Below are 24,881 nucleotides of genomic sequence, written 5' to 3'. Positions count from 1 at the left end.
GCCGTGGGCTGCTCCTCCCCGCCCCCCCGCCCGCCGTTCCAGCGCGGTGTTGACCGCGCGGAGGCGGTCGATCGCGCCGTCGGAGGCGAACTGCGCCGCGCCGAGGCCGTCGACCACATAGCCGCGGCGGGTGCGACCGGTGTCCTCGAACGCGGACAGGACCCGGTAGACGCCCGCGAAGCCGCCCGGCGCGCGCTCGGCCTGGACCGCGCCGCGCGTGACGACGCCGTGGCGGTCCAGCAGGGTCTGCGCGAGCGCGTGGGCGCGCTGCGTCGGGTCGGTGACCGCCGTCGGCAGCAGCGACCAGCGGCCCGCCGTCGTCGGGAGCTGGGGGACGCGCGGCATCGGCCGCGCCACGCCGTAGCGGGCGCGCGGGGTCGCCCGCGGCGCGCGGTGGGCCGTGGAGCCGGGCGTGCGGCCGGAGCCGAGGAGCGCGCGGAGCGGGGCCAGGGTGTCGTTGGTGATCCGGCCCGACCACGCCAGATCCCACAGCGCGGTGGCCAGCTCGGCGGGCGGCGTCTCCGTGCCGGGCAGCTGCCGGGCGACCTCGTCCGCCAGCTGACGGAAGAACAGGCCGTACCCGGGCGCCAGCGCCGCCAGGATCGCGTAGTGGAGCGGGGTGAGCTCCAGCGGCAGGGCCTCCGGCAGCAGCAGCGGGGCGGCGTCGGCCGGGTGCAGGGCGACCCAGCCGTCCTTGCCGGGCAGCGCGCCCGCGCCCGCCCAGAAGACCTCGCCCTGCGAGGTCAGCTCGTCGAGCATCGCGGGGCTGTAGTCGGCCACCCGGGAGGGCAGGATCAGCCGCTCCAACGCGGACGCGGGAACGGGCGCGCCCTGGAGCTGCTCGACGGCGCGCAGCAGGCCGTCCACGCCGCGCAGCCGGTTCGCGCCGCCGATGTGCTGCCACTGCGGCAGGAACGCCGCCAGCGCGCGCGGCGGCACCGGTTCGACCTCGTGCCGCAGCGCGGCGAGCGAGCGGCGGCGCAGGCGGCGCAGCACCTCGGCGTCGCACCACTCCGTGCCGGACCCGCCGGGACGGAACTCGCCCTGCACGACCCGGCCCGTCGCGGCGAGGCGTTGCAGGGTGCCGAGCACGACGGCCGGGCCGAGGCCGAGCCGGGCGGCGGCGTCGGCCGCGGTGAACGGGCCGTGCGTACGGGCGTGCCGGGCCAGCAGGTCGGCCAGGGGATCCTTGACCGGCTCGGTGAACGCCTCCGGCACGCCGACCGGGAGGGGGGTGCCGAGCGCGTCCCGCAGGCGGCCCGCGTCCTCGACGGCGGCCCAGCGCTGCTCGCCCGCGACGCGGACGTCGATCACGCGCCGGGCGGCCTGGAGCTCGCGCACCCACGGCGGCTCCGCGCCGCGCTCGGCCAGCTCGGCGTCGGTGAGCGGGCCGAGCAGGCGCAGCGCGTCGGCGACGCCCTCGACGTCCTTGATCCGGCGGTCCGGGGTGAGCCGCTGGAGCTCGGCCTCCAGCTCGGCGAGCACGTTCTCGTCCAGCAGCTCGCGCAGCTCGGCCTGGCCTAGCAGCTCCGCCAGCAGCCGGGAGTCGAGCGCGAGCGCGGACGCGCGGCGCTCGGCGAGCGGCGAGTCGCCCTCGTAGAGGAACTGGGCGACGTAGCCGAAGAGCAGCGAGCGGGCGAAGGGGGAGGGCTCTGGCGTGGTCACCTCGACGATGCGGACCCGGCGCGACTCGATGTCCCGCATCAGCTCGACCAGGCCGGGCACGTCGAAGACGTCCTGAAGGCACTCGCGCACGGCCTCCAGCACGATCGGGAAGGAGCCGAACTCGGCAGCCACGGAGAGCAGTTGCGAGGCGCGCTGGCGCTGCTGCCACAGCGGCGTGCGGCGGCCGGGGTTGCGGCGCGGCAGCAGCAGCGCCCGCGCGGCGCACTCACGGAAGCGCGAGGCGAACAGGGCGGAGCCGCCGACCTGGTCGGTGACGGTCTGTTCGACGGTCGTCGCGTCGAAGACGACGGCCTCGGCGCCGACCGGCGCCTCGTCGGCACCGTTGGCTTTGGGCGGTGCGTCGGGGTCGGGAAAGTCGAGGAGGTCCGCGTCCGGCAGGCGCAGCACGATGCCGTCGTCGGCGTGCATGACCTGCGCGTCCAGCCCGTGACGCTCGCTCAGCCGCGCGGCCAGCGCCAGCGCCCACGGCGCGTGCACCTGCGCGCCGAAGGGGGAGTGGACGGCGATCCGCCAGTCCCCGAGCTCGTCGCGGAAGCGCTCGACGACGATCGTGCGGTCGTCGGGCAGGTGGCCGGTGGCCTGGCGCTGCTCGGACAGGTAGGAGAGCAGGTTGCCCGCCGCCCACTCGTCCAGGCCCGCGGCGGCGAGCCGGGCCGTGGCCTTGTCGGGCGGCAGCGCGGCGAGCTCGCGCAGGAACCCGCCGACGGCGCGGCCGAGCTCCAGCGGCCGGCCGAGCGCGTCGCCGTGCCAGAACGGCAACTTGCCCGGCACACCGGGCGCGGGCGAGACGAGCACCTTGTCGTGGGTGATGTCCTCGATCCGCCAGGAGCTGGTGCCGAGAGTGAAGACGTCGCCCACGCGGGACTCGTAGACCATCTCCTCGTCCAGCTCGCCGACGCGCCCGCCGCCCTTCTTCGGGTCGGCCCCGGCCAGGAAGACGCCGAACAGCCCCCGGTCGGGGATGGTGCCGCCGGAGGTGACGGCGAGCCGCTGCGCGCCGGGACGCCCGGTGACGGTGTTCGCGACGCGGTCCCAGACGATGCGCGGCCGCAGCTCGGCGAAGGCGTCGGACGGGTACCGGCCCGCGAGCATGTCGAGCACGCCCTCGTACGCGGAGCGGGGGAGGGAGGCGAAGGGCGCGGCGCGCTGGACCAGCGCCAGCAGCTCGTCCACGTCCCACTCGTCCATGGACGTCATCGCGACCAGCTGCTGCGCCAGCACGTCCAGCGGGTTGCGCGGGACGCGCAGCGCCTCGATCTGCCCGGCGCGCATCCGCTCCGTCACGACGGCCGACTGGACCAGGTCGCCCCGGTACTTGGGGAAGACGACGCCCGTCGACACCGCGCCCACCTGGTGCCCGGCGCGCCCGACGCGCTGCAGCCCCGAGGCGACCGACGGCGGCGACTCGACCTGCACGACCAGGTCGACCGCGCCCATGTCGATGCCCAACTCCAGGCTGGACGTCGCGACCACGGCCGGGAGGCGGCCCGACTTCAGCTGCTCCTCGACGTCGGCGCGCTGCTCCTTGGAGACCGAGCCGTGGTGCGCGCGGGCGAGGACCGGCGGTGCGGCCTTGTTCGCCCCCGCCTGCGCCATCAGCTGCGCGGGCGCGTGCGCGGCGGGCAGCGCCGCGCCCTGGGCGCGCTCGACGGCGATCTCGTTGAGCCGGTTGCAGAGGCGCTCGGCGAGGCGGCGGGAGTTGGCGAAGACGATCGTGGACCGGTGCGCCTGGACCAGGTCGGTGATCTTCTCCTCGACGTGCGGCCAGATGGAGGCGGCCTGCTGCGGGTCCTCCTCGGGTGTGCCGTGCGTGCCGCGCCCGCCGGAGAGCTCGCCCAGATCCTCGACCGGGACGACGACGGAGAGGTCGAACTGCTTCTCCGAGGGCGGTTGGACGATCGTCACGTTGCGGCTCGGCGAGAGGAAGCGAGCGACCTCCTCGACCGGGCGGACGGTGGCGGACAGCCCGATCCGGCGGGCGGGCTTGGGCAGCAGTTCGTCGAGCCGCTCGAGGGTGAGCGCGAGGTGCGCGCCGCGCTTCGTCCCCGCGACGGCGTGGACCTCGTCGAGGATCACCGTCTCCACGCCGCGCAGCGCGTCCCGGGCGTTGGAGGTGAGCAGGAGGAAGAGCGACTCGGGCGTGGTGATCAGGATGTCCGGCGGGTGGGTGGCGAAGCGCCGCCGCTCGGCCGGCGGGGTGTCACCGGACCGGATCGCCACCTCGATCTCCGGCTCCGGCAGGCCCATCCGCGTCGCTTCCTGCCGCAGGCCGGTGAGCGGCGCGCGGAGGTTGCGCTGCACGTCGACGGCGAGGGCCTTCAGCGGCGAGACGTAGAGGACCCGGCACCGCTTCTTCGCCTCGGCCGGCGGGGGCGTGGACGCGAGCCCGTCCAGCGCGGAGAGGAACGCGGCGAGCGTCTTGCCCGAGCCGGTGGGCGCGACGACCAGCACGTCACTGCCGGCGTCGATGGCCCGCCAGGCCCCCTCCTGCGCCCCGGTGGGCGCGGGAAACGCCCCCTCGAACCACGCCCGCGTGGGCGCGGCGAAGCTCTCCAGGGCTGACCTCTCGGCTTTTGCGCGTGCCATGCGCCCATCGTGCCCTGCGCCACCGACAAACGGGCCAACGCCCGCCGCCCCCACGCGCGCGGAGCCCTTCGACCGCCCGAGCCCTCCCGCCGCCGACGCGGGCCGACCCGGCCCGCACGAGAAGGCAGCCCGGCCCCGGGCCGGGACTCGGAGGCACCTCACCGGAGGGGGTTCCGAGCGTCTGCCCTCGGTCCACCCCGGTCTCCAGCAGCCGAGCTGGGCCGACCCGGCCCGCACGAGAAGGCAGCCCCGGCCCCGGGCCGGGGTTCGGAGGCACCTCACCGGAGGGGGTTCCGCGCGGGCCGGGTCGTGAGGCGGGTTCTCGGCGGGGAGCGGACAGCGGGGTTGTGCCCGGGAGGCGGGGGCGGGCGGCTCGGGTGTGGAGGTGGCCCACTCGGAGGAGCTCAGCGGGCGAAAGCGGAGGAACCGTACATATCGTCGGAATATCCCTCGCCCCGGGCGCCGTCGTGCGCCCCGACCTCTGGAGGCCTGGTGGCGCGTGTCGCGAAGGGCCTGCGATCGGCGACGGCGCGGTGCGCCGTCGTGCTGGCGCTGGTGACGCTGCTGCTCGGTGGCGCCGTGCCCTACGTCGGCGGCACCGGCCGCCTCTACCTGGCCTACCTCGTCGTCGCCGACCACGCCGACGCCGCCGGCGTCACCGCCGCGGACCAGGCGATCAGGGCCGAGCAGGGCCTGGTCGGCCAGGAGTACCCGCAGATCGGCGTCGTCCTCGCCTACGCCTCCGTCGCGGACTTCGGCGCGCACGTGCGCGCGCGCCCCGGGATCGCCGCCGCCGGCGCGAGCCGGACCGCGCCGGTCCCGGACCCGAGGGCGGGCACGCCCTACAGCGGGGCGCAGGGCCGGCCCGCCGTCGTGTCCTCCTCGAAGCGGGCCGGTGACGCCGCACCGAGCGACGACGTGCCGCTGGTCGCCGACCCGCACGGCCGTACGCAGTGGAGCCAGCAGATGGTCGGCGAGAACGACCCGCTGCCCGCGAAGGACACCGCCGCGCTCAGGAACGTCGTGGTCGCCGTGCTGGACTCGGGCGTGGACGACACCCACCCGGATCTGCGCACCGCCGTCGACCCGGGCCTCTCCGCCTCCTGCGCGACCGGGACGCCGGACACCCGTCCGGGAGCCTGGCGGCCGGACCCCAACCTGGGGGAGAGCGGTCACGGGACGCACGTCAGCGGGATCATCGCCGGCGACCGTCCCGGGGACGGCGTGGTCGGCGTCGCGCCGGGCGCGCGCATCGCGGCCGTGCGGCTGCTCGGCGAGCCGGGCCAGTACTACGGCGAGAACATCGTCTGCGGCTTCCTGTGGGCCGCCGACCACGGCGCGTCCGTGATCAACGACAGCTACTTCGCCGACCCGTGGAAGTACAACTGTCCGCAGAACCCGGACCAGGCGGCGATCGTCGCGGCGGTCGGCCGGGCGGTGAAGTACGCGCAGGACAAGGGCGCCGTGGTGGTCGCCTCCGCGGGCAACGACGGGCAGGACCTCGCCGGGCCGCGTATCGACGACCGCAGTCCCAACGACCGGCCCGACGGCGTGAACGCGCCGGTGCGGCATCTGGGCACGGAGTGCATCCGGCTGCCCGGCGGCCTGCCGGGCGTGGTGAACGTGAGCGCCGTCGTCGCGGACGGCAGCCTCGCGGCGTACTCCAACTGGGGTTCCGGCCAGATCGCGCTGGCCGCGCCGGGCGGCGATCCGGACGGCGGCGTGGGGGCCGCGGTCGTCTCCGACTGGCCCGGCGGCCGTTACGCGGCCCTCGCCGGCACCTCGATGGCGGCCGCGACCGTCAGCGGTGTCGCCGCGGTCGAGGCGGCGCGCCACCCCGGTGTGCGCGGGCCCGCGCTGGTCCGGCTGCTGGAGCAGCAGGCGATGCCGCTGGGCTGCCCGTCCCACGATCCGGGCGCGAAGGACTGCCCCGGCGGCCCGTACTACGGCTACGGCCTGGTCGACGTGCGCTGACGCGCTGTGGTGCTGACGGGTTGAGGCGCTGACGCGTTGAGGCGTCGAGCGCGCGGCCCGAGGCGACGGGCCGTCGTGGGTCAATGCATCCAGGGCTGTCTAGGGCTGGAGCAGCCGGCCGAAGTAGCCGAGCAGCAGGTTCCCCAGTTCGCGCGTCAGCGCGGGGACCTGGTCCTCGTCGGCCTCCACGAGCAGCGGCAGCACGCCCTTGTACGCGGCGAGCGTGACGGCGGCGCCCGTCTCCAGCCGGGTGGGCGGCAGGTCGGGCGCGTAGAGGGCCAGCAGCGCCGCGATCCGTGCGTGCGTGCGCGCCATCAGCGGCGCCTGAAGGTCCATCACGTGGCCGGGTGCGTTCCCGCCGATGAAGAGGGCCAGGCAGGCCGGGTTCTCGCGGTGGAACCGGACGATCGGTCCGAGTGAGACGCGGAGCGCCTCCTCCAGTGTGACGGCGGCCGGGTCCACCACCGCGAACGGCGCCAGCAGCTCGTCCAGGCTGTCCGCGTAGAACTCGGCGAGCGCGGCGGCGATGGCGTCCTTGTTCGGGAAGTACTGGTACAGCGAGCCGGGGGAGACGCCCGCCCGTGCCGCGATGGCGTTCGTCGTGGTGGCGGCGTATCCGGACTCCGCGAAGACGTGCCCGGCCGCGTCGAGCAGCTGGGCGATCCGGCGCTCGCCGCGGGCCTGACGCTTCCTGGGCCGTTCGGCCGCTGCGGGCTCGACGGCTGCGGGCTCCCTGGGCTGGGGCTCGGTGGTCGGGGGCGTGGTCTCGGCGGTCACCTTGCCGATGGTAGGGCCGTTGACGAATGCGAGCAATCACTCGTAATCTCCGGAGTGGGAATTGCGAGCAAACACTCGCATTCCTTTCCCGGCTCCTGCCATGCCTTCTTCGCCGGGCTTCACCAGCCATCACCAGTCCAGGGGGACACCCATGTCCGCAACCGTCGACGCCGTCGGCGCGCCCGGCGACGCCACCGTCGACCCGGAAGGCCGGGCCTCGACCCGCGCGCCCGGCCGCGCGTGGACGCTCGCCATCGTGTCGATCGCGACCTTCATGCTGATGCTCGACCTGACCGTCGTGAACGTCGCCCTGCCCGACCTGCGCAACGCGCTGCACGCCGACTTCTCCGGCCTCCAGTGGGTGCTCGACGCCTACGCGCTCACGCTCGCCGCCTTCCTGCTGACGGGCGGCTCGCTCGCGGACCGGCTCGGCCGCAAGCGCGTCTTCATCGCCGGATTCGCGGTCTTCACCGCCGCCTCGCTGCTGTGCGGCGCCGCGACGAACGTGCTCACCCTCAACCTCGCCCGCGGCGTGCAGGGCGTCGGCGCCGCCGTCCTCTTCGCGGTCGGCCCCGCGCTCCTGGGCCACGAGTTCCGCGGCAAGGACCGGGCCATGGCCTTCGGCGTCTTCGGCGGCGTCTCCGGCCTCGCGATCGCCTTCGGGCCCCTCATCGGCGGCGCGCTGACCAGCGGCGTCGGCTGGCGGTGGATCTTCCTGGTGAACGTCCCCATCGGCATCGTCGCGATCGTGCTCAGCGCCCTGCGCATCCGCGAGTCCCGCGAGCCCGGCGCGCACGGGGTCGACTGGGCCGGGCTCACCCTCTTCTCCGTCGCCCTCGCCGCGCTCGTCCTCGCCTTCCTGCGCGGTGAGGCGGAGGGGTGGACCAGCCCGCTGATCCTCTCCCTCTTCGCCGCGTCCGTCGTGCTGCTCGCCGCCTTCCTGCTGGTCGAGCGCAGGCTCGGCGCGGCGGGGATGCTGGACCTCTCGCTCGTCCGCAACCGCACCTTCAACGGGATCTCGGTGGCGACGCTGCTCGGCAACGCGGCCGGCATGTCCTCGATCTTCCTCGAGGTCTCCTACGTGCAGAACGTGCTGGGCGCCTCGCCGTGGCAGGCCGGCCTGCGCTTCCTGCCGCTGACGCTGATGCTCTTCGTCGTCGCGGCGGTCACCGGCAGCCTCACCGTGGCGCTTCCGCCGCGGCTGCTCGTCGGCACCGCGATGACGCTGATGGCCGGCGGCCTGCTGGCGATGCGACTGATCGACGTCCACAGCGGCTGGACCGCGATGCTGCCGAGCATGCTGCTCACCGGCGCGGGAATGGGCATGTTCAACCCGCCGCGCGCCTCGATCTCCATCGGCGTCGCGGAGCCGGCGCGGGCCGGCATGGCGGCCGGGATCGGCGAGACCTTCCAGCAGGTCGGCATCGCCATCGGCATCGCCGGCTTCGGCGCGCTCTTCCAGCACCGCGTCGGCGACGCGTTCGCGGCGGCGGTGCCCGGACTCCCGGAGAGCGCGCGTCAGGCGGTCGCGGCGGGCGCGGGCGACCAGGTCGCCCGCAGCGCGGGCCCCCTCCGCGCCCAGGTCGCCGAGGCGGCGCGGACCGCGTTCGTCCACGGACTCACGGACGTCCTCACCATCTGTGCGGCGGTCGCGGCGGCAGCGGCGGTGGTGGCCTTCGCCACCATCCGCCGCAAGGACCTCCACGAGAGCGCGACGGGCCACTGAGCGCCCCACCGCGCGGCCCCGGCGGGGAGCACCCGCCGGGGCCGCGCGGCGTTGCGGGCAAGCGCCTGCCGTCCCAGCCTCCGGCCGGGAGGCCCTGCCTCCCGCCATGGGGCTGGGAGGTGCCTCCGTCTTCGGTCCTGGCGCTGCCCTCGCGCCTGGCCCTCGAAGGCAGTGCGGCACGGTGCGCGATTCGGCCCAGGGCACGGCTGATGTCCGCCTCCGGGCGGGAGGCGCTCCCGACCGGGCGCCGGCGGGCCCCGTGGGGCTCGGGGGCGGGGGGCTCGGAGGCGAGGCGCCGGGGCCGGTCGCCTCGGACAGCGGCCGGCGCAGCCCCCCAGCAGGCGTCCTGCATGGTGGACCGTCCGCCGCGCGGATTCCGCGTGCGTGGCAGGCTCCCCGCGAGGGAGGCTGGTGTCATGGGCGAGGAACGCGCGCACTACTGGCAGCATCCGGCGCTGCCCGGGGTGGACCTGCTGCGGGCGCACTACGTCCACCACACCTTCGGGAAGCACACCCACGACGGCTACGTCCTGGCCGCGATCACCGACGGCGTGGAGGCGTTCCACTACCGCGGCGGGCTGGAGGTCGCGCCCGCCGGCAGCGTCGCGCTCGTGGAGCCGGACCGGGTGCACACCGGGCACGCGGGGGTGCCGGGCGGGTGGAGCTACCAGGTGCTCTATCCGAGCGTCGACCACGTCGCGGCGGTCGCCGCCGAGTTGGGGGTGCTGCCCGGCTCGCCGGGGTTCGGGACGGCCGTCGTGCACGACGACGAGCTCACCCGCCTGGTGACGCAGACGCACCAGGCCGCCGAACAGAACCAGGGGCTGGCCGCCGGCACCTTCCTGCGCCTCGCGCTCGCCCGTGCCCTGCGCCTGCACTCCTCGCAGCGGCTGACGCGGGACACGCCACGCGCGGGTCGGGACGCCGCCCGCGCCGCCCGGGACCTGCTCGCGGCGCGGCTGGACGAACCGCCCGCCCTGGAGGAGCTCGCCGCGGCGGTGGGGACCGGACCGTTCCCGCTGCTGCGGGCCTTCCGGGACGAGTACGGGCTGCCGCCGCACGCGTGGCTGACCCAGCACCGGGTCCGCGCCGCGCGCAGCCTGCTCGACGCGGGCGTGCGGCCCGCGGACGCGGCCGTGGCCGTCGGGTTCGTCGACCAGGCGCACCTGACCCGGCACTTCCGCCGGATCGTCGGCGTCCCGCCCGGCGCCTACCGGCGGGCGCGCAAGAACGTACAAGATTCGGGCGGTGCGCCCCCGGCAGCATGGCCGGTATGACGGCCCTCTCCGATCCGCCCGCACCGACCATCGCCCCACCCGCCCCCGGAGGCGCCCGGCCCGACCGCGCCGTGATCCGGGACTCCCTCGGCGTCGGCGTGGCGGTCGGGGTCTCGGGGGTCGCCTTCGGGGTCGCCGGGACCACCGCGCACCTGACGGTCTGGCAGACCTGCGCGCTCAGCCTGCTGGTGTTCACCGGCGCCAGCCAGTTCGCGCTGATCGGCGCGCTCGCGGCGGGTGCCGCGCCCCTCGCGGCCGTCGTGGGTGCGCTCCTCCTCGGCGTGCGGAACTCCTTCTACGGCCTGCGCCTGGCCGAACGGATGGAGCTGCCGCGCCGGGTGCGGCCCCTCGCCGCGCAGACGGTGATCGACGAGACGGCGGCCGTGGCCCTGGTCCAGCCCGACCGGCGCTCGACCCGGCTCGGCTTCTTCGTCACCGGGGCCAGCCTCTACCTGGTCTGGAACGCCACCACCCTGGCCGGCGCCCTGGGCGCGGACGCGCTCGGCGACCCGTCGCGCTACGGCTTGGACGTCGCCGGACCCGCCGTCTTTCTGGCGCTGCTGGCCCCGCGGCTGCGCGAGGGCGGCGCGGAGCGGGCCACCGCCCTGCTCGGCGCGGTGCTCGCGCTGGCGGCGGTCCCGCTCGTGCCGCCCGGCGTGCCCGTGCTGATCGCGCTCGCGGCCGTCCCGGCCGTGCTGCTGCTCGGCTCCCGCCGGGACCGGGGCCGGGACCGAAACCAAGACCGGGAGCGGGACGGTGACCGGGCGCAGAACCGGATCCGGACGTCGGTCGAGACGAGCACCGGGACGACGGCCGATCTGCCGAAGGAGGACGGACGATGAACACGACCTGGCTCGCGATCCTGGGCACGGCCGCGGGTTGCTACGGACTCAAGCTGCTGGGGCTCTCCGTGCCCACCGGGCTGCTGGACCGTCCCGTCGTCCGGCGATTCGCCGCGCTCGCGCCGGTCGCGCTGCTGGCGGCGCTCACCGCACTGCAGACCTTCGGTCAGGGCGCGCACGGACTGGTCCTCGACGCCCGCGCGGCGGGTCTGGCCGCGGCGGGGGTCGCGGTGTGGCGCCGGGCGCCGTTCCTCGTCGTGGTGGTCCTCGCGGTGGCGGTGGCCGCCCTGGTCCGGGCGGTCGGCTGAGGCCCGGGCGCCGCGGTCACCCGCCTTCCGCCGCCGGAACGCCGAGCCGCGCGGCGTCGCGCTCGGGGCGCACGACCAGGACCGTGAGCAGGCCCGTCATCCCGACGAGCGCGGCGCTGAGCAGATAGCCGTCGCAGTAGCCGGCGGCGAGGTGGCCACCCGTGGTCAGTGAGCCGACGACCAGCGGCGAGACGACCCCGGCCAGGGAGTAGACGAAGGCCGTCGCGCCCAGCACCACGCCGCGTCGCTCGGGCGGCGCGATCCGGGCGACGGCGGTCTGGGCGAAGACCAGCGGCACGGTGGCGAGCACGCTCGGCCCCACCGCCAGGACGATCTTGAGGGGGACGGAGTCGGTCAGGGCGAAGACCGCTCCCGAGAGCCCGGCCAGCATCGTCGCGACGCCCGTCCAGCGGGCCAGGCCGGTGAGCGTGCCGCCGTGGCGGCGCGAGCGCCGTGAGAGCAGGCCGAAGGCCAGGATCACCACCGCGGAGCTGAGCCCGGTGCCCATGGTGACCAGACCGGCCTGGGTCTCCGTCAGCCCGGCGACGGTGCGCAGGTAGTCCGCGCCCCAGGTCAACGCGGAGACGGTCTGCCAGTAGGAGGCGAAGGCCGCGAGCGCGCAGGCGATCCAGGTGCCGGTGAGCAGGATCCGCCGCACCGGCAGCTCCGGCTGTGTCGGCTGCACCGGCTGCACCGGGCCGTCGCCGCCGGTGGCCGCCGGGCCGGGTGGCGACGGCCGGCCGCGGATCGGCTCGGGGCCTTCACGGCCCGCCCGCAGCCACACCGCCGCCCAGACCAGCCCCGCCAGCCCGACCGCGCCGAAGGCCCACCGCCAGCCCGCACCGCTGATCACCGCCGTCAGCAGCGGTGCGGCCAACGCCACCCCGGCCGCGGAGCCCAGACTGAGCACCGCCGTCGGCAGGCCGCGTTCGCGGTCCGGGAACCAGGTGTAGAGGCTGTGGGTGGCGACCGGGAAGGCCGGTCCTTCGGCCGCGCCCAGCAGCACCCGGGTCGCCAGCAGCGTTCCGAAGCCCGCCGCGCCGAGCAGCATCGGCAACTGCGCGACGGACCACAGCACCGCCAGCACCAGCAGCAGCGTGGTGGTGCTGATCCGCCGGGTCAACGCGGAGACGCCGAACGCGGCCAGGCTGAACAGCGCGAAGAACGCGGCGGCCGCTCGCCCGTACTGGGCATGGGTGATGCCGAGGTCGTGCATCATCGGCGTCGCGGCGAGCCCGAGAACGGTCTTGTCCGCGAAGTTGACCAGCATGAACGCCAGGAGCAGCCAGGTCGCCCGCCAGCCGGAGGCCCGGACGGGCCGGTTCGGGTCGCCTCCGGCCGGGACCGGGGGGCCGTCGGCCGCCTCCGGGGTCAGGCTGGTCACGAAGGAACCTCCACGGGGTGTTCGACGAGATGTCGGCCGACGAAGCCGCCGAGGCCGCGGCGTCGTGTCAGGCGAGCGTGCCCCGCGGCGGGGGACGGCGACAACGGACCGCGTCACACACAGACACCGCGCATACTGTGACGCGTCACAGAGCCTGGAAGGCGTCCGGTGGCAGCGCGGGAGCCAGGAGCAGGGATGACGCAGGAGCACACAGGCGCAGGGATGACGGTGGACGGGGCCCCTCTCCTGCCGCTCTCCGCGCGGGCGCGCGAGCTCGCCGCGCGCTGTGAGCCGCGGGTCAACGAACTCGCCCGGCAGATCACCCGCGAGGACTTCGCCGCGCTCTCCGGCTACGACGGTCTGCCCGAGGACATGAAGCACACCGAGATGGCCGCCACGGTCCGCTACGGTCTGCGCCTGTTCTTCACGATCGTCCGGGAGGGCCGAGTCGGCCGCAGCGAGGAGTTCCGGCTCTTCCGCGAGCGGGCCGCCCAGCGGGCCGACGAGGGCTGGCCGCTGCACCTCCTCCTGCGCACCCACCTGGTGAGCCGCCACGCGCTGTTCCGCGCGCTGCGCGGGGCTGCCCGGCCGGGGGAGGAGCAGGCCCTCGCGGAGCTGGCCGAGCTGCTGCTCGACACGGCGGCGCCGATGGTCGGCGCGGTCGCCGAGACCTACCAGGTCGAGCAGTCCGCACTGGTGGCCGAGCGACGCGAGCAGCGCCGCAGCCTGGCCCGGGCGCTGCTGGCCGGGTTCCCGGTCCTGCCGCCGGGCCGGGCGGAGGAGGCAGGACTGCATCGGGGGGCGCTCGTCCTGGCCTTCGGCCTGGCGGCGGTCGAACGGGAGGGCGACGAGCCGCCGTCCTACCCCGCGTCGGCCCACGCCGCGCCGTCCTCCTCCGCGCCGTCCCCCTCCCTACCGACCGACGAGGTGCCCGGCGCGGAGGCGCCGGCAGTCGTGCTCGGTCGGCGGGCGCGCCGGGTGCAGGGCGTTCTGGAGCGGGCCTTCGGAGCCGAGGTGCTGCTGGTCGCCGAGGCGGAGGGCGGCCGTGCCCTCGTCCCCGCCGACGCGTTCGCTCCCTCCGGCGCGCCCGGCCCCTCCGGTCCGTCGACCGCGTGGGTGCCGGACACCCTGGCGGAACGGCTGGGCCGCGTCTTCGGGGCCGAGGTGTGGTTGGCGGCGACGTCCGCACCCGACGCCGCCGGCATCGCCGCGGCCGGCCGTGCGGCGGACGAGGTGCTCCGCCTCGTCCGCGCGCTGGGCCGCGCCCCCGGGATCTACCGCCTGGACGACGTGCTGCTCGAGTACCACCTCTCCCGCTCCGGTGAGGCGAGCGGCGCGCTCGCCTCGTTGCTGGACCCGCTGGCCGACCGGCCGGAACTGCTGGCCACCCTGCGCGCCTATCTCGCCCGCCAGCAGGATCGGCGCGCCACCGCCCGGGAGCTGGGTCTCCACCCGAACACCGTGGACAACCGCCTCGCGCGCGTGGGCGAGCTCGTCGGCGTCGACGTGACCGGGCCGCGCGGCTACGCCCTCGCCCTCACCGCGCTGACCCTCCGCGATCTCGGCGCCCCCGGCTGACCCTCCGCGACCCCGGCGGCCGGACCCCGGCGACCCTGACCCCGACGGTCCTGACGCCGGAGGGCCCGGCGCGATACTGGGCGCATGCGCCTGACCGAGTTCTGGAAGAGGATGTACGCCCACTTCGGGGAGAGCTACGCGGAGAGCTTCGCCACCGACTACGTCATGTCCGAGCTGGGCGGACGCACCGTCCACCAGGCCCTGGACGCCGGCTGGGAGGCCAAGGACGTCTGGCGGGCCGTCTGCGTGTCGATGGGCGTCCCCGAGTCGAGGCGCTGACCGTCGACACAACACGGACAACACGGATGAGAAGGACGAAAAGCCAGGTGACTGCTTATTCGAACGTGCGTTCCCTATACTGGAGTGCGGCACGTTATCCACAGGCCTGCCCTCGGCGAGGGTCTTTTGTCAGTGGTGCGCGCTAGCGTCTTCGGTGATGAAGCGTTCAGCACAGACCCCCAAGGTGGCACCCATGGCAGCGAACGACCGCGAGCGGGCCCTCGAGACAGCCCTCGCACAGATCGAGCGACAGTTCGGCAAGGGCTCCGTCATGCGTCTCGGCGACGAGGCGCGGGCTCCGATCGAGGTGATCCCCACGGGGTCCATCGCTCTTGACGTGGCGCTCGGCGTCGGCGGCCTGCCGCGCGGCCGTGTCGTCGAGGTCTACGGCCCCGAGTCCAGCGGTAAGACCACGCTGACCCTGCACGCGGTGGCCAACGCGCAGAAGGCCGGCGGCATCGTCGCCTTCGTCGACGCCGAGCACGCGCTCGACCCGGAGTACGCCAAGAAGCTCGGCGTGGACACCGACGCCCTGCTCGTCTCCCAGCCGGACACCGGTGAGCAGGCGCTGGAGATCACGGACATGCTGATCCGCTCCGGCGCGGTCGACCTGATCGTCATCGACTCGGTGGCCGCCCTGGTGCCGCGCGCCGAGATCGAGGGCGAGATGGGTGACTCCCACGTCGGTCTCCAGGCCCGTCTGATGTCCCAGGCGCTGCGCAAGATCACCGGTGCGCTGAACCAGACCAAGTGCACCGCGATCTTCATCAACCAGCTGCGTGAGAAGGTCGGCGTCATGTTCGGCTCGCCCGAGACGACGACGGGTGGCCGCGCGCTCAAGTTCTACGCCTCGGTCCGTCTGGACATCCGCCGCATCGAGACGCTGAAGGACGGCACGGAGGCGGTCGGTAACCGCACCCGCGTCAAGGTCGTCAAGAACAAGGTCGCCTCGCCGTTCAAGCAGGCCGAGTTCGACATCATCTACGGCCAGGGCATCAGCCGCGAGGGCGGCCTGATCGACATGGGCGTCGAGCACGGCTTCATCCGCAAGTCCGGCGCCTGGTACACCTACGAGGGCGACCAGCTGGGCCAGGGCAAGGAGAACGCCCGCAACTTCCTGCGTGACAACCCGGATCTGGCCGACGAGATCGAGAAGAAGATCAAGGAGAAGCTCGGCGTGGGTCCGAAGCTGGACACCCCGGCTGAGGCCGCCGGTCCGGTCGTCGGCGAGGCCCCGGCCGCCGCGACCGCCAAGGCTCCCGCCGCGCGCGGCAGCAAGGCCAAGGCCGCCGAGGCCGCCCCGACGGAGGTCAAGGCCTGAGCGGGGTGACGTCGACGTCGACCGAGAGCGCGTGGGGTCCGCGCGACTGGTCGTCCCACGGGGGCGGCGGCAGCTGGCCGGAACCGCCGGCTGACCGCGCCCCCACCCCGGACGCAGCGGATGCCGCCTGCGACGAGAGCGGCACCGAGGTGGACGACGCCGCTGCGACGCGGGGCGGCGGTGCGTCCGACCGTCGCCGTTCCTCCCGACGGCGCGCGAGACGCGCCGCCGAGGATGCAGGTGGCGAGGATGCAGGCAGTGAGAACGAGGGCGGCGAGGCGGCGCGCGAGCGCGGTAAGGCGCCGACCGATCCCGCCGCGCGGGCGCGGGACATCTGCCTGCGGCTGCTCACCGGCTCCGCCCGCACCCGGAAGCAGCTCGCCGACACCCTACGGCGCAAGGAGATCCCGGACGAGATCGCCGAGCAGGTGCTCGACCGGCTGACCGAGGTCGGGCTGATCGACGACGCCGCCTACGCCCGCTCGTGGGTCGAGCAGCGGCAGCGCAACCGGGGGTTGGCCCGGCGCGCCCTTGCGGGGGAGCTGCGGGCCAAGGGTGTCGACAGCGCTGTGGTCGCCGAGGCCGTGGCCGAGGTCGACCCGGACGACGAGGAGGCCGCCGCGCGGCGGCTGGTGGAGCGCAAGCTCGCCTCCACCCGCGGCCTGGACCGCCAGGTCAGGCTGCGCCGGCTCGCGGGCATGCTGGCCCGTCGCGGCTATCCGGAGGGCCTCGCCCTGCGCCTGGTGCGCGCCGCTCTCGACGCCGAGGACGCGGACGGCTTCGAGGACGGCTTCGCGAGCGGTTTCGGGGACGGGGACGCCTTCCTCGACTCCGGCGAGGACTGAGCGCTGCCGCAGACGCGCTCGCGGGCGCGGTGCGCCTGAGCACGCGAGTGGCCTCCTGGGATGAACGTTGCCTGTGTGTTTGCACTACTCAACGGTCAGGAGCCGTTGCCGTCTTGACCGTTTCGTAACACGCACCTAGCCTCACCATGAGTGATGAGGGGCCGACGCCAGCCTCGCACCGAGATCGCCGTGTGACCACGGCGTGATCCCGCGCCGGACGGGGAGGGCTGATGACGCTGGCTATCACCGCGACCGCGTCCGTGCCGGTGCTTTTGTTGGTCCTCGGCCTGGTCCTGCTTTCCGTCGCCGGCCTCGCGGTGCGTCAACTCCTGCACAGTGCGCGGGAGCGCGCGCTCGAACTGGATCGGCGCGAGCAGCGCAGCGCGGAACGCGAGGCCCGCATCGACGAGGAGCAGCACCGCCTGCTCCAGCGCGAGTTGGACACGGCCCAGGCTCAGGCGGAGCTGCGGCTGCGCTCCGAGGAACTCGGCGCGGAGCGGCGACGCATGCTGGAGGAGGTGGCCGGTCTCAGCGCGGCGGACGCCCGCGCCGAACTGGTCCGCTCGGTCGAGCAGCAGGCCAAGCGCGAGGCGGTGCTGACGGTCCGGGAGATCGAGCGCCAGGCCCGGACGGACGGGGAGACCCGCGCCCGGGAGATCGTGGCCTCCGCGATCCAGCGGGTCGCCGTGCAGGGCACGGCGGACCACGTCGTCACCGCCGTGCGGCTGCCGGGCGAGGAGATGAAGGGCCGGATCATCGGTCGCGAGGGCCGCAACATCCGTTCCTTCGAGGCCGTCACCGGCGTCAACCTCGTCATCGACGAGACCCCGGAGTCGGTGCTGCTCTCCTGCTTCGACCCGGTCCGCCGGGAGGTCGGTCGGCTCACCCTGGAGGAGCTGATCGCCGACGGGCGGATCCATCCGCAGCGCATCGAGGACGCCTACGAGCGCAGCCTCGACCAGGTCGAGCGGCTCTGCCGGGTGGCGGCGGAGGAGGCGGTCGCCGAGGTCGGCCTCGACGAGCTGCACCCGGAACTGATGCGCCTGCTCGGCCGGTTGCGTTACCGCACCTCCTACGGCCAGAACGTGCTGGGCCACGTGGTCGAGTCCGCGCACCTGGCCGGGGCGATGGCGGCGGAGCTGCGGGTGGACCCGAGGCTGGTCAAGCGCTGCACCCTGCTGCACGACATAGGGAAGGCGGTCACCCTTCCTCAGCCCTCCGGTGGCGGCGCCCAGCTCGCCGAGGGCAGCCACGCCCAGATCGGCGCCGAACTCGCCCGCCGCTACGGCGAGTCGGAGGAGGTCGTGCACGCGGTCGCGGCGCACCACAACGAGATCGAGCCGCAGACCGTCGAGGCCGTCCTCACTCAGGCCGCGGACGCCTGCTCCGGCGGCAGGCCCGGCGCGCGCCGGGAGTCGGTGGAACTCCACGCGCGCCGCCTGGAGAAGCTTGAGGAGATCGCCCGCCGGCACGAGGGCGTCCACAAGGTCTACGCGATGCAGGCCGGCCGTGAGGTCCGGGTGATGGTGCTGCCCGAGGCCGTCGACGACGTGCAGGCGCAGGTGTTGGCGAAGGACCTGGCCCGCGAGGTGGAGAGCGAACTCACCTACCCGGGCCAGATCCGGATCACGGTGATCCGGGAGAGCCGCGCGACGAGCTTCGCCCGCTAGCTGTTCGCCCGCTGGCCAGGTGCCATCTGCCCCGGCCCGCCGCTCGACCTGGACACCGGCAACCCCTCCGCGGCCCAGGCCTGGAAGCCGCCGACCAGGTCGGTGGCACGGTGGAGGCCGAGGGCCTGGAGCGACCGCGCGGCGAGTGAGGAGGCGTAGCCCTCGTTGCAGATCACGATGACCAGCCGGTCGTGGTCGGTGGTCTGCTGCGCGCGGTGGGCGCACTGCGGGTCCATGCGCCACTCCAGTTCGTTGCGCTCGACGACCAGCGCTCCCGGGATCAGGCCGTCCCGGTCCCGCAGGGCGGCGTAGCGGATGTCGACCAGCAGCGCGTCCTCCTGCGCGACGGCCTCGGCCGCCTCCTGCGGCGTCACCCGTCGCAGGTGCGCGCGTTCGCGCTCCAGCAGGGCGTCGATGTCGATCCGTGTGCTCACCAGTCCTCCTGGGTCTCGACCGCGGCCACGCTCAGGACGTCCCCGCTGCGCTCGTAGCGGCGCAGCCGCGGCAGCGGCGGGTGGTAGACGTGCACCGAGACGGCATGGTCGGCCGCCGACGGGTTGACGACCTGGTGCACGTGGTGGGGGCCGAAGGCGCGGCCCCGGCCGGAGGGCAGCACCCGCTGCCGGTCGACGCCCTCCTCCAGTTCCAGGCTGCGCCAACCGCTGCTCGGCAGCGGCATCGCGAGCGAGTGCTCGCTCAGCGCGCCGCGCGCGGTGACGAACGCGCCGCTGGAGCCGCCGTGGTCGTGCCAGCCGGTCTCCGAGCCCGGCGGCCAGCCGATCAGCCACGCCTCGCTGCCGCCAGGGCCGTCCAGGCGGATCCAGGTGCGCTCGGTCGGGTGGAGGGCGAGGCGGTCCAACGCGTCCGGATCGGCGGCGACGGCCTGGGCGAAGGAGAGCAGGGTGGTCAGATCGGGGGCGACGGTGACGGTTTCGACGGTCGGGGTGGTTGCGGCGTCGGCGGTCGTGGTCTTGACGGTCGTGGTCCGGGCGGTCGTGGTCATGGTGGCGTCCTGGGAGGCGTCGGGGCGATGACGGGACGCCGCCGGGCGCCGGCCGAGGGTACCCCCGGCCGAAGGCCGGGGGAGGGACCGCGCGGGCGCGTGCGGGCGCGGCTGCGGTCCGGTCGAGTCAGAAGGCGCGGCGGCGTGGGAAGCCGTGTGAAGGGCCGTCCGTGACGGCGGCGAGAAGCGTTCTTCTCCAGCCGGGCGTCAGGTCAGCCCTGGGTACAGAACGACGCGCAGAACGAGGTGCAACACAGGTGGGGGCGCCGGACGGCGTCCGGTCGGCGCGTGCTGCGGATGGCCCGCAAGACGGTGATCCCCATGGCGCGAGTAGAGCACGGCCTCAGATGATCGTCAAGGAACGTCCGCCATCAGGACTGACCGGCCGTCAGCTTTTCGCGCGCGCTCACGCCGGTCGCGGCGCGCGGCACGGGGAGTTCGGACGCCGCGCTGCGGGCCCGGTCCGCGAGGTCGTAGAGCTCCGCGGGGCGGCTTGCCTCGACGGCGGCGACAAGGTGCCCGTCCGGCCTGATCAGCAGGACGCTGTGGGGGGCGGCGCCCGGATAGTTCTCGGTGACGAGCAGCTCGGCGGGGAGCGGAAGCCCCTCCGTCGTCTCCGTGAGCTGCGGCATCAGTCCCGCGCCGAGCCAGTGCTCGGACGCCCACACGCCGGTGCCGGGCGCGACCAGGACGACCAGGAAGCCGCGGCCGAGCCGGGCGCGCAGCCGGTCCTGGGAGCCGTCGACGGTGATCACGGGGAGGTCGGGGACCAGCACGCCCGGGCTGGTCGGGCTGAGCGTGGGCGTGAGCGCCGAGCGGCCGCGGACCTCGGACGCCGGGTAGGCGGGCGCTCCGCCGAGCCGGCCGGTGCCGAGACTGCCGTCGGACAGCAGTCGCGCGTTGCGGCGCAGCGATCCGGACAGGAGGCTGCGGCGCGCCTCCAGCAGCGGGGTGCTGGGCTGGAGCAGCGGCATCGCCTGGTCGACCGCCCGCAGCCGGGCGATCACGGCGTTGCGGCGTTCCGCCTGGTACGTGGTCAGCAGACGCTCGGGCGCGCAGCCCTGCCAGACCAGGCCGAGCTTCCAGGCGAGGTTGTCCACGTCGCGCAGGCCCTCGTCGAGGTTCTGCATCCCGAGGGACCCGAGCAGGTGTGCGGCGTCGCCGGCCAGGAAGGCCCGGCCCACCTGGAACTTGGTGGCCAGGCGCTGCTGCACGACGTAGTCGGCGTTGGAGATCAGCTCGTAGGGCGGGACCTTGCCGCCGTTCCACGCCGCGAGGGTGGCCCGCAGCTGCTCGATCAGTTGGTCCGGACTGAACCCGGGCGCGCGCGGCGGCAGCCGCCAGTCCAGCCGCCAGACGCCGTCCGGCAGCGGACGCGCCGCGACCTCGCGGGCGATCGGCGCGCCGGACTCCCTCGGCTGGTCCCGGTGCAGCAGGGCCTCGCCGGGGAACGGCAGGTCCGCGCGGATCGTCGCCAAGGCGTAGTGGTCGGCGGCGGCGCGCCCGGGGAAGCGCAGCGCGAGCCGCTTGCGGACCGTGGAACGCGGCCCGTCGCACCCCACCAGGAAGCTGCCGCGCAGCCAGGTGTGCTGGGTGTGCACGTTGACCGCGTCCTCGCCGGGTTCCTGCTCCAGCTCCAGCAGCGTGGACTCGGGCAGCAGCTCCACCAGGCCCGTCGCGGAGACGGCGTCCCGCAGACCGCGTAGCAGGCGGTGCTGGGCGAGGTGCAGCACGTCGTCGTGGTGCAGCTCGACGCTGTGCAGCTCGCGGTTGCGCCGCATGGTCCGCCACGCGGTCCAGCCCCGCCCGTCGGCGGTGACCCGGCTGTAGCCGATGCGCTGCAACAGGCCGACGGTGTCGGCGCGCAGCACGGTCGACCGCGAGCTCTCGGGGGCGACCCCGGTGCCCTCGTCCAGCACGATGCTCGGCACCTGGTGGCGGGCCAGCGCGAGGGCGAGGGTGAGACCGATAGGACCGGCGCCGGCGATGATCACAGGGTCGGATCCGGAATGAGCTGGGCCAGTCATAGAAGGAAATGGACCAGATCGCCTGTGCCGCCGTCAAGCAGCGTCAGGCGTACGCCGGTTCACTTCACACGCGCGCGGGAACCGAACGGCCTCGGGCGGACGCCCGTGTGCCTCGCGTGCCCGGGGTCGCCCCGGCCGGAGCCGCGCCTATCTGCGGCGCAACCGGCTGACGAAGTCCCTCGCTCGGGAGGTGCGCGGCGCGGAGAAGAACTGCTCCGGCGGCGCGGACTCCACGATGCGGCCCCCGGACATGAACAGCACCCGGTCGGCCATGGTGTGGGCGAAGCACTGGTCCTCGGTGACGACCAGCATGGTACGCCCGTCGGCTGCCAACTCGCGTGCGAGGCAGTGGAGTTCCTCGGCAGGCTCGTCGAGGACCAGCACCTTGGGGTCGAGGACCAGGGCGCGGGCGAGCGCCACCCGGCCGCGCAGCTCCGGGGTCAGCTGACGGCTGCGCAGGCTCGACTCGTGGTCCGCGTCGACCAGCCGCAGGGCCGCGAGCGCGCGTTCGGCGGCCAGCTCCGGCGCGGTGCCGCGGAGCTCGACCTGGCAGCGGGTCAGCTCCCCGAAGACGGTCCGGCCGAGGCCCAGTGCGCCGAGCGTCGCGACCAGGGCGTGCTCCACGGTCTCCGGCGGCGGCACGAGGCCGACGTCCGCCCGCGCGGTGCGCCGTACGCGCCCGCGCGCGCCGGTGGCCAGGGGTGCGCCGTCCAGCAGGATCTCGCCGGAGTCGATCCGCTCCGCGCCGTGGATGGCCCGGCAGAGCGTCGTCTTGCCCGCGCCTGTCGGGCCGACCAGCGCGACGACCTCGCCCCTGGACAGCTCCAGGTCCACCTCGTGCAACGACTGCACCAGCCCGTGCCGCTTGCTCACGCCCCGCAGTTGCAACAGCCCGGCGCGCGGCGCGGGGGCGGAGGTCACGGTGTCCCACTCCTCGGTACTGGCTGGCTGTGCTGGTTCGGGTCGACTCTACGGTGCCGTTCGCGGGCGCACCGCAGTTCTGAGGGGGATTTGAGGATCATGCGCTGTTCCGACCGCGCACGGCGCCGTGAATCGTCGCAGCTCGGTAACGGTCGCCCCAGGCGTCCCACCTCCCCTTGACCGGACCCGGTCGCATGGGAGTGGATGCGTGCTGGAGAAGTACCGGAAGAAGTCGGGACGGGAGGAGAGACTCATGCGCCTGCTCCTCGTCGAGGACGACGAGCACGTCGCCGCCGCGCTGGTGACCGTGCTGAGCAAACACGGGTTCGAGGTTCGGCATGCCCGTTCCGGGAACGAGGCGCTGGACGCCCTCGTCCCCGACGGACGCCCGCAGTTCCGCGTGGTGCTGCTGGACCTCGGGCTGCCGGACCGGGACGGCTTCGACGTCTGCGACCAGATCCGCCGACGCTGCGGCATCCCGGTGATCATGGTCACCGCGCGCGCCGAGGTCCGCGACCGGATCCACGGCCTGAACATCGGCGCCGACGACTACATCGTCAAGCCCTACGACATGGGCGAGCTGCTGGCCCGCATCCACGCCGTGGCGCGCCGCGACGCCGCCGCCAGGCCGGCCCCCGCGCAGGCGCAGCCGCCCCGCGAGGACTCGGACCAGATGCTCGGCCAGGCCTTCGGGCTCGTGCTCGACCAGGCCTCGCGCCGCGCCACCGTCCACGGCGAGGACGTCGCGCTCACCCGCAAGGAGTACGAGCTGCTGGCGCTGCTCGCTCAGAGCCCCGGCGTCGTCTTCCGCCGCGAGCAGATCATCAGCGAGGTGTGGCGCAGCAGCTGGGACGGCACGGCCCGCTCGCTGGAGGTCCACGTCGCGTCCCTGCGGCGCAAGCTCGGCCTGCCCGGCCTGATCGAGACCGTCCGCGGGATCGGCTACAAGCTGGCCGTGCCGGATCACCTGGTCCGCGACCGGGACTGACACCGAGACGACCGACGCCGACACCGACACCGAGACTGACACCGAGACCGATCCGGACGTAGCCGCATGCGCACCCGCCTCCTCGGCATCCTGCTCGCACTCCTCGCCTGCGTGCTGATCGCCCTCGGTCTGCCGCTGGCCGCCAGCGAGGCCCAGCGCGAGCAGCAGCGCGTCGTGGTCGACCGGATCGACGACACCGCACGCTTCGCCGCGCTCGCCCAGAACCCGTTCGGCCAGCCCGAGTCGTCCGCGGCGAGCGAGCAGCAGCGCACCCTCAGCGCGGAGCTGAGCCGGTACCACAGCGTCTACGGCATCTGGGCGGGCGTTTTCGACCTCAGCGGCCGGGCCCAGCACGCCTACCCCACCACCTGGACCAATGCTCTCGACGGTCCGTCCGCCGAGCCGTTCCGCGAGGCCCTGGACGGGCGCCGCAGCGACGACCCCGCCCAGGTGTGGCCCTGGCAGGGCGACGACGCCCGCCTGGTGGTCGCCTCGCCGGTGGTCTGGGACGGCGACGTGGTGGCGGTGGTCGTCATTGAGTCGCCCACCGACGGGATGCGGGCGCGGGTCTTCAGCGCCTGGCTCTGGCTGATCGGCGGCGAGGCGTTCGCCGTCCTCTTCGCCGTCGGCGTCGCGGTGGCGCTGACGCGCTGGGTGCTGCGGCCCGTTCACGACCTGGACAAGGTCACCCACGACATCGCCACCGGCCGGCTCGCCTCCCGCGTCGCTCCGGCCGGCGGCCCACCGGAGCTGCGGCGGCTGGCACGGTCCTTCAACGAGATGGCCGACCACGTCGAGGAGGTGCTCGACCAGCAGCGGGCCTTCGTCGCGGACGCCTCGCACCAGCTGCGCAACCCCCTGTCGGCACTGATGCTGCGGGTCGAGGTGCTCGGCATGGAACTGCCCGAGGGGCACGACGAGGAGATGGCCGGCGTCCGCGAGGAGGGGCGCCGCCTCGCCCAGGTCCTCGACGACCTGCTCGGTCTCGCCCGTGCGGAGAACGCGCGGCCGGTCGCGGAGCGCTGCGACGTCGGCCGCATCGTCGCCGACCGCGTGGAGGGCTGGCGGGCGTTCGCCCGCGAGCGAGGCGTCGCGCTTGCCTTCACCGCGCCGGACGGCGCGCTGACGGCTCTGGCCGATCCGGTGGGCCTGGGCAGCGCGTTGGACGCGGTGCTGGACAACGCCCTCAAGTTCACCCCCGAGAGCGGCGCGGTCAGCGTCGAGGCGGCGGCGGAGGGCCCGGAGGTGTTCATCCGCGTCACGGACGGCGGACCCGGCCTCGACGAGGACGAACTCGCCCGCATCGGCGACCGCTTCTGGCGCAGCCCGCGCCACCAGAACACCGAGGGCTCCGGCCTCGGCCTCTCCATCGCCCGCGCCCTCCTCACCGCCAACGGCGGCAACATCGCCTTCGATGCCCAGGCCCCCACCGGCCTGACGGTCACCTTCATCCTCCCGGCCGACTGACCCCCGGCCGTCGCCTCCCGCGCCCCGTCAGCGACCTGCTCCCCGGCGTCCTCTCCCGCGCCCCGACCGCCGCGCCGCGCCGTGCCGCGTCCGCAGCTCGCACGACGCCGGGCGACCTGCGCCGCGCCACGCGCGCCGTCCGATCCCTCGCGAGCCCGAGGCTGTGGACGGATCTGAGGCATCCTCGTGCTGTCGGCGGAATTGATCCGCGACCGCCGACCG

General features: G+C 74.6%; 19 protein-coding genes. 12 read left to right on the top strand and 7 right to left on the bottom strand.

The features are described 5' to 3' along the window. The coding region (locus TR50_RS04885; RefSeq protein WP_042414755.1) for an ATP-dependent helicase at positions 1-4,272 on the bottom strand (4,272 nt) is incomplete at its 3' end. 492 nt (positions 4,273-4,764) lie between these two features. Between TR50_RS04885 and TR50_RS04880 the strand changes: the two genes are divergently transcribed. After that, positions 4,765-6,246: a S8 family peptidase gene (locus TR50_RS04880; RefSeq protein ID WP_052440727.1), complete on the top strand. Its 1,482-nt coding sequence runs from the start codon at positions 4,765-4,767 to the stop codon at positions 6,244-6,246. Between the two features lie 99 nt (positions 6,247-6,345). On the opposite strand, the gene TR50_RS04875 is transcribed toward TR50_RS04880, so the two are convergent. After that, on the bottom strand, positions 6,346-7,023 hold the full coding sequence (locus tag TR50_RS04875; protein ID WP_063775000.1) for a TetR/AcrR family transcriptional regulator: 678 nt from the start codon (positions 7,021-7,023) through the stop codon (positions 6,346-6,348). Between the two features lie 151 nt (positions 7,024-7,174). On the opposite strand from TR50_RS04875, the gene TR50_RS04870 reads away from it, so the two are divergent. The 4 genes from TR50_RS04870 to TR50_RS04855 all read left to right on the top strand — a co-directional run bounded on the left by TR50_RS04870 (position 7,175) and on the right by TR50_RS04855 (position 11,176). After that, a complete protein-coding gene (locus TR50_RS04870; protein ID WP_162837950.1) occupies positions 7,175-8,749 on the top strand; it encodes an MFS transporter in 1,575 nt (524 codons plus the stop codon). Positions 8,750-9,165: 416 nt separating this feature from the next. Continuing rightward, complete coding sequence (locus tag TR50_RS04865) at positions 9,166-10,026, top strand: helix-turn-helix transcriptional regulator (protein WP_042414363.1); 861 nt, start codon at positions 9,166-9,168, stop codon at positions 10,024-10,026. After that, entirely contained in the window at positions 10,023-10,868 is an 846-nt protein-coding gene (locus tag TR50_RS04860) for an AzlC family ABC transporter permease (protein ID WP_152648243.1), read from the top strand. The genes TR50_RS04865 and TR50_RS04860 overlap by 4 nt, the downstream gene beginning before the upstream one ends. Then, positions 10,865-11,176 (top strand): AzlD domain-containing protein, encoded by a 312-nt coding sequence (locus TR50_RS04855; RefSeq protein ID WP_042414357.1) that lies wholly within the window; start codon positions 10,865-10,867, stop codon positions 11,174-11,176. Before TR50_RS04860 ends, TR50_RS04855 begins: the two co-directional genes overlap by 4 nt. 16 nt (positions 11,177-11,192) lie before the next feature. Here the strand turns inward: TR50_RS04855 and TR50_RS04850 are convergent, their stop codons facing one another. Then, on the bottom strand, positions 11,193-12,560 hold the full coding sequence (locus TR50_RS04850) for an MFS transporter (RefSeq protein WP_052440724.1): 1,368 nt from the start codon (positions 12,558-12,560) through the stop codon (positions 11,193-11,195). A gap of 195 nt (positions 12,561-12,755) precedes the next feature. Here TR50_RS04850 and TR50_RS04845 point away from each other — a divergent pair, with 195 nt between their 5' ends. From TR50_RS04845 to rny, 5 genes are all read left to right on the top strand, one after another. Beyond that, the gene (locus TR50_RS04845; protein WP_236654263.1) at positions 12,756-14,138 is read left to right on the top strand and encodes a PucR family transcriptional regulator; all 1,383 of its coding nucleotides are present in this window, start codon (positions 12,756-12,758) and stop codon (positions 14,136-14,138) included. A gap of 84 nt (positions 14,139-14,222) precedes the next feature. Beyond that, positions 14,223-14,417, top strand: a complete 195-nt coding sequence (locus TR50_RS04840; protein ID WP_042414352.1) for a DUF3046 domain-containing protein — start codon at positions 14,223-14,225, stop codon at positions 14,415-14,417. Between the two features lie 193 nt (positions 14,418-14,610). Then, positions 14,611-15,738 (top strand): recombinase RecA, encoded by a 1,128-nt coding sequence (recA, locus tag TR50_RS04835; protein WP_042414350.1) that lies wholly within the window; start codon positions 14,611-14,613, stop codon positions 15,736-15,738. A gap of 5 nt (positions 15,739-15,743) precedes the next feature. Further along, positions 15,744-16,583, top strand: coding sequence for a regulatory protein RecX (locus tag TR50_RS04830; protein WP_236654262.1), 840 nt, complete (start codon positions 15,744-15,746; stop codon positions 16,581-16,583). A 230-nt stretch (positions 16,584-16,813) separates the two neighbouring features. Continuing rightward, positions 16,814-18,253, top strand: coding sequence for a ribonuclease Y (rny, locus tag TR50_RS04825; RefSeq protein WP_042414347.1), 1,440 nt, complete (start codon positions 16,814-16,816; stop codon positions 18,251-18,253). Here rny and TR50_RS04820 read toward each other — a convergent pair. The 4 genes from TR50_RS04820 to TR50_RS04805 all read right to left on the bottom strand — a co-directional run bounded on the left by TR50_RS04820 (position 18,250) and on the right by TR50_RS04805 (position 22,204). Next, positions 18,250-18,690, bottom strand: a complete 441-nt coding sequence (locus TR50_RS04820) for a rhodanese-like domain-containing protein (protein WP_042414738.1) — start codon at positions 18,688-18,690, stop codon at positions 18,250-18,252. The genes rny and TR50_RS04820 overlap by 4 nt on opposite strands. Beyond that, the gene (locus tag TR50_RS04815) at positions 18,684-19,256 is read right to left on the bottom strand and encodes a cupin domain-containing protein (RefSeq protein ID WP_084699733.1); all 573 of its coding nucleotides are present in this window, start codon (positions 19,254-19,256) and stop codon (positions 18,684-18,686) included. The genes TR50_RS04820 and TR50_RS04815 overlap by 7 nt, the downstream gene beginning before the upstream one ends. A 371-nt stretch (positions 19,257-19,627) precedes the next feature. Next, positions 19,628-21,283, bottom strand: coding sequence for an FAD-dependent monooxygenase (locus TR50_RS04810; protein WP_042414344.1), 1,656 nt, complete (start codon positions 21,281-21,283; stop codon positions 19,628-19,630). Between the two features lie 147 nt (positions 21,284-21,430). Beyond that, entirely contained in the window at positions 21,431-22,204 is a 774-nt protein-coding gene (locus TR50_RS04805) for an ATP-binding cassette domain-containing protein (protein WP_042414341.1), read from the bottom strand. 253 nt (positions 22,205-22,457) lie between these two features. Here TR50_RS04805 and TR50_RS04800 point away from each other — a divergent pair, with 253 nt between their 5' ends. Together TR50_RS04800 and TR50_RS04795 are read left to right on the top strand one after the other, a co-directional pair. Further along, positions 22,458-23,192, top strand: coding sequence for a response regulator transcription factor (locus TR50_RS04800; protein WP_042414338.1), 735 nt, complete (start codon positions 22,458-22,460; stop codon positions 23,190-23,192). 66 nt (positions 23,193-23,258) lie between these two features. Next, the gene (locus TR50_RS04795; RefSeq protein WP_042414336.1) at positions 23,259-24,659 is read left to right on the top strand and encodes a sensor histidine kinase; all 1,401 of its coding nucleotides are present in this window, start codon (positions 23,259-23,261) and stop codon (positions 24,657-24,659) included. Positions 24,660-24,881 lie beyond the last annotated feature (222 nt).

Source organism: Streptacidiphilus anmyonensis, assembly GCF_000787855.1.
GTDB lineage: Bacteria > Actinomycetota > Actinomycetes > Streptomycetales > Streptomycetaceae > Streptacidiphilus > Streptacidiphilus anmyonensis.
Note: the sequence above shows the minus strand (reverse complement) of the source record. Positions and strands in the feature narration are given on the sequence as shown.

Excerpts from the sequence above, each read along its gene's own strand:
- TR50_RS04815 (WP_084699733.1), bottom strand. The coding sequence starts at position 19,256 with ATGACCACGACCGCCCGGACCACGACCGTCAAGACCACGACCGCCGAC.
- TR50_RS04845 (WP_236654263.1), top strand. The coding sequence starts at position 12,756 with ATGACGCAGGAGCACACAGGCGCAGGGATGACGGTGGACGGGGCCCCT.
- recA (WP_042414350.1), top strand. The coding sequence starts at position 14,611 with ATGGCAGCGAACGACCGCGAGCGGGCCCTCGAGACAGCCCTCGCACAG.
- TR50_RS04840 (WP_042414352.1), top strand. The coding sequence starts at position 14,223 with ATGCGCCTGACCGAGTTCTGGAAGAGGATGTACGCCCACTTCGGGGAG.
- TR50_RS04860 (WP_152648243.1), top strand. The coding sequence starts at position 10,023 with ATGACGGCCCTCTCCGATCCGCCCGCACCGACCATCGCCCCACCCGCC.
- TR50_RS04870 (WP_162837950.1), top strand. The coding sequence starts at position 7,175 with ATGTCCGCAACCGTCGACGCCGTCGGCGCGCCCGGCGACGCCACCGTC.
- rny (WP_042414347.1), top strand. The coding sequence starts at position 16,814 with ATGACGCTGGCTATCACCGCGACCGCGTCCGTGCCGGTGCTTTTGTTG.
- TR50_RS04865 (WP_042414363.1), top strand. The coding sequence starts at position 9,166 with ATGGGCGAGGAACGCGCGCACTACTGGCAGCATCCGGCGCTGCCCGGG.
- TR50_RS04800 (WP_042414338.1), top strand. The coding sequence starts at position 22,458 with ATGCGCCTGCTCCTCGTCGAGGACGACGAGCACGTCGCCGCCGCGCTG.
- TR50_RS04795 (WP_042414336.1), top strand. The coding sequence starts at position 23,259 with ATGCGCACCCGCCTCCTCGGCATCCTGCTCGCACTCCTCGCCTGCGTG.
- TR50_RS04810 (WP_042414344.1), bottom strand. The coding sequence starts at position 21,283 with ATGACTGGCCCAGCTCATTCCGGATCCGACCCTGTGATCATCGCCGGC.
- TR50_RS04855 (WP_042414357.1), top strand. The coding sequence starts at position 10,865 with ATGAACACGACCTGGCTCGCGATCCTGGGCACGGCCGCGGGTTGCTAC.